This window comes from Polaromonas sp. (assembly GCF_031411155.1).
Taxonomy (GTDB): Bacteria; Pseudomonadota; Gammaproteobacteria; order Burkholderiales; family Burkholderiaceae_C; genus Polaromonas.
The window spans coordinates 1-2,797 of sequence record NZ_JANOAL010000325.1; the positions used below are offsets into that span (position 1 = coordinate 1).

Here is a 2,797-nt window from a genome sequence, read left to right on the forward strand (position 1 = left end):
GGGGTCATCGGTGTCTGCTTTGGGGTTCTTGTGTGCTATCAAATAGATCGCCAATTGCACTCACCATGAAAGCGCTGGAGGCCTGTTCCATGACTCAAGACCGATGGGGTTTGAGGCGCTGTGGCGAATCACCGGCTTCGACCCGCTGCGGCGTTCGGCCTATGCTTGAATATTTTTTTCAGGGGAACCGTGTGTCGCATGAATCCAGATTGACCCGCGAGCTGCGTTCACTTTTGCATTCAAGGCGCGTGGCCGCCATGGGGACAACGGGCGACGAGGGCGTTCCGTTTGTCTCTATGGTCCCCTTCGCCCTGGCGCCGTCCCTTGGCTGCGTCGTCATTCATGTCAGTGGCCTGGCCGTCCACACCCGCCACCTGAAAGCCAGACCGGACGTGTCGCTGCTGGTGATGCAGCCCGAGGTGGAGGGCGAGCCGGTTCACGCCTTGCCGCGCGTCACCTTGCAGGGGCAAGCCCGGGTGCTGCAGGCCAACACCCCGGCGTGGGAGGCAGGCCGGGCCGCCTACCTGCACAGATTTGCCGAGGCTGAGCCGATGACGCAGCTGGGCGACTTCATGTTTTTTGCCATCCAGCCAGGCAGCGCCCGTCAGGTCGCAGGCTTTGGTGCGGCGCGCTCAGTCGATGAGGAAGAGCTCAGACGGGTGCTGGGGCCGGCCGGGCCTTGACGCGGGTAGCAGCCAGGGCCGGGCCTGGGCGCGACCCACCGCTGGCGTTGCGCCTGATGCATCAGAACAGGGGAAATTGTGTACACTAAGATTCACCAATGTGCAATGACGCACCAGGAGGGCAACATCATGGAAACGACCAAAGTAGGCATTAAAGAGTTCCGCGCAGGTATGGCGGAATACATCGCGTCCAGCACGCCCGTGGCCGTTACGCGTCACGGTCAAACTGTCGGCTACTTCATCCCGACCCAAGGGAGCACTGACGCGGACATCGCAGCACTGAAGCAGGCCAGCAAAACCCTGGATCGCTTGCTTGCGGCACAGGGCGTCGATGTTGAAGAGGTGGTCGCTGAATTCAAAGCGGTGCGTAAACCGGCAAGCCCACGCAAAAAGCCCAAAGCCACGGCGGCATGAGTAATAAGGCCATCGTGCTGGATGCCAACATCCTGATTCGTGCGGTGCTGGGCAAGCGGGTGCGAGAACTGATTCTTGAACATGCGGCAACCGTCAATTTCTTCGCGCCTGACGTGGCGTACGCCGATGCCCGGAAGTACCTGCCGGCGTTGCTGGAGAAGCGCGGCGTCAAAAGCGCAGCCGCCATGACGGTTCTTGACACCCTTGAATCAATGGTTCGGCCGCTCGAACTGGATCACTACGCTGGCCTGCAACAACAAGCCCTGCAGCGAATCGCCATGCGCGATGCCGATGACTGGCCGGTTCTTGCGTGTGCCATGACGCTAGCTTGCCCGGTATGGACTGAGGATGCCGACTTTTTTGGAACGGGCGTCGCGACCTGGACAACTGACCGTGTGGCCTTGTATTTGGCGGGGTGATTCAGGCCACCCCGACACCTGCCGTTCATCACGGACTGCAGCGTGGGCACTTTGCGGCCCTTCGTTGGCCACCATTGAAGCTCGGCTTTAAGTTTCCCCCGCTGTGCGGCAATCCACCTCCGCCGGTCGGGCAAAGGCAGGCATCAGGCTTGGCGCAACAGCGCCATTTCCATGTGAAATCGGCCTGTAGCCCAAGTAGGTTGGGTGCAGACAGCTATAAAAAACATAGCACACTCAGCGCGTTCCCGAACTTCGGCTCACCCCTGTCAGCCCGGGCTGGTGCAGAACAGCAGATGAATGGCGCACCCTTCACGCCTATGAAGCGCTATCAAATAAATAGCTGGTTGCACCCGCGTTACCTGGACTAGAACCACTTTCCATGAACAATTCAGCACAAACCCCGCGCAGCCAGCGGCTGGCGGCGTCGTGGTGGTAGCGCGCATGCCAGTACTGCTTGACGGTGAAACCCTGGATCTCGAACGGACACGGCAGCACGCGCAGCCCGTTCGGGCCGGAAGCGCGCGCCAGGGTTTCGCCGATGTGGCGCGGCAGGGTGGCGATCAGGTCGCTGGTCGAGAGGATGGCGGACAGGCCCAGAAAGCCGGGCAGCTCCAGCCGGATCTGGCGCGTGAGGTGCTGCGCGGCCACGGTGCTGTCCAGCAACTGGTAGCCGGTGCCGGCGCTGATGCCGATGTGTGCCTCGGCCTGATACACCGCCAGGTTCCAGTGCGCCGGGGTTGCGTCGATGACGCGCGGATGCTGGGCATTGGCCAGGCAAATCCAGTCCTGCGCGTACAGGGTCTGCTGGTAAAAGCCGGTGTCCAGCCAGGGCAGAAAACCCAGCGCCAGGTCGGCCTCGCCAGCTTGCAGGGCCTGCGCCAGGTCGGCGTCGATGCGCTTGGCCTGCAGCACCACGCCGGGGGCCAGCGCCCGCACATGCGCCAGCAGCCGCGGCAGCAGGGTGATATGGCTGGCGTCGGTCATGCAGATGGCAAAGCGCCGCTGCGCCGTGGCCGCATCGAAGGCCGCGCCTGACTGCGCCAGCCGCTGCAGCCCGTTTAGCACCTCGCGCACCGTGGCGATCAGCGCATCGGTGCGCGGCGTCGGCAGCATGCCTTCGGCGCTGCGCACAAACAGCGGGTCGCCCAGCTCTTTGCGTAGCCGCGCCAGCCAGATGCTGACCGTGGGCTGGCTCTGGCCCAGGGCCTCGGCCGAGCGCGTCACGCTGCGGGTGCTGTAGAGCTGGTCCAGCAGGCGCAGCAGCTTGATGTCGAGCAGGGG

General features: G+C 63.2%; 4 protein-coding genes. 3 read left to right on the forward strand and 1 reads right to left on the reverse strand.

What is annotated here, in order from left to right; all coding sequences use genetic code 11:
• Positions 1 to 161 precede the first annotated feature (161 nt).
• From RMO23_RS18940 to RMO23_RS18950, 3 genes are all read left to right on the forward strand, one after another.
• On the forward strand, positions 162 to 683 hold the full coding sequence (locus tag RMO23_RS18940) for a pyridoxamine 5'-phosphate oxidase family protein (RefSeq protein ID WP_309684566.1): 522 nt from the start codon (positions 162 to 164) through the stop codon (positions 681 to 683).
• Positions 684 to 812: 129 nt separating this feature from the next.
• Entirely contained in the window at positions 813 to 1,097 is a 285-nt protein-coding gene (locus RMO23_RS18945; RefSeq protein WP_309684569.1) for a type II toxin-antitoxin system Phd/YefM family antitoxin, read from the forward strand.
• Positions 1,094 to 1,516: a PIN domain-containing protein gene (locus RMO23_RS18950; RefSeq protein WP_309684572.1), complete on the forward strand. Its 423-nt coding sequence runs from the start codon at positions 1,094 to 1,096 to the stop codon at positions 1,514 to 1,516. Before RMO23_RS18945 ends, RMO23_RS18950 begins: the two co-directional genes overlap by 4 nt.
• Positions 1,517 to 1,831: 315 nt before the next feature.
• Here RMO23_RS18950 and RMO23_RS18955 read toward each other — a convergent pair whose 3' ends face one another.
• Positions 1,832 to 2,794 (reverse strand): LysR family transcriptional regulator, encoded by a 963-nt coding sequence (locus RMO23_RS18955; protein ID WP_309684575.1) that lies wholly within the window; start codon positions 2,792 to 2,794, stop codon positions 1,832 to 1,834.
• Between the last annotated feature and the right edge of the window lie 3 nt (positions 2,795 to 2,797).

Excerpts from the sequence above, each read along its gene's own strand:
- RMO23_RS18950 (WP_309684572.1), top strand. The coding sequence starts at position 1,094 with ATGAGTAATAAGGCCATCGTGCTGGATGCCAACATCCTGATTCGTGCG.
- RMO23_RS18945 (WP_309684569.1), top strand. The coding sequence starts at position 813 with ATGGAAACGACCAAAGTAGGCATTAAAGAGTTCCGCGCAGGTATGGCG.
- RMO23_RS18940 (WP_309684566.1), top strand. The coding sequence starts at position 162 with ATGCTTGAATATTTTTTTCAGGGGAACCGTGTGTCGCATGAATCCAGA.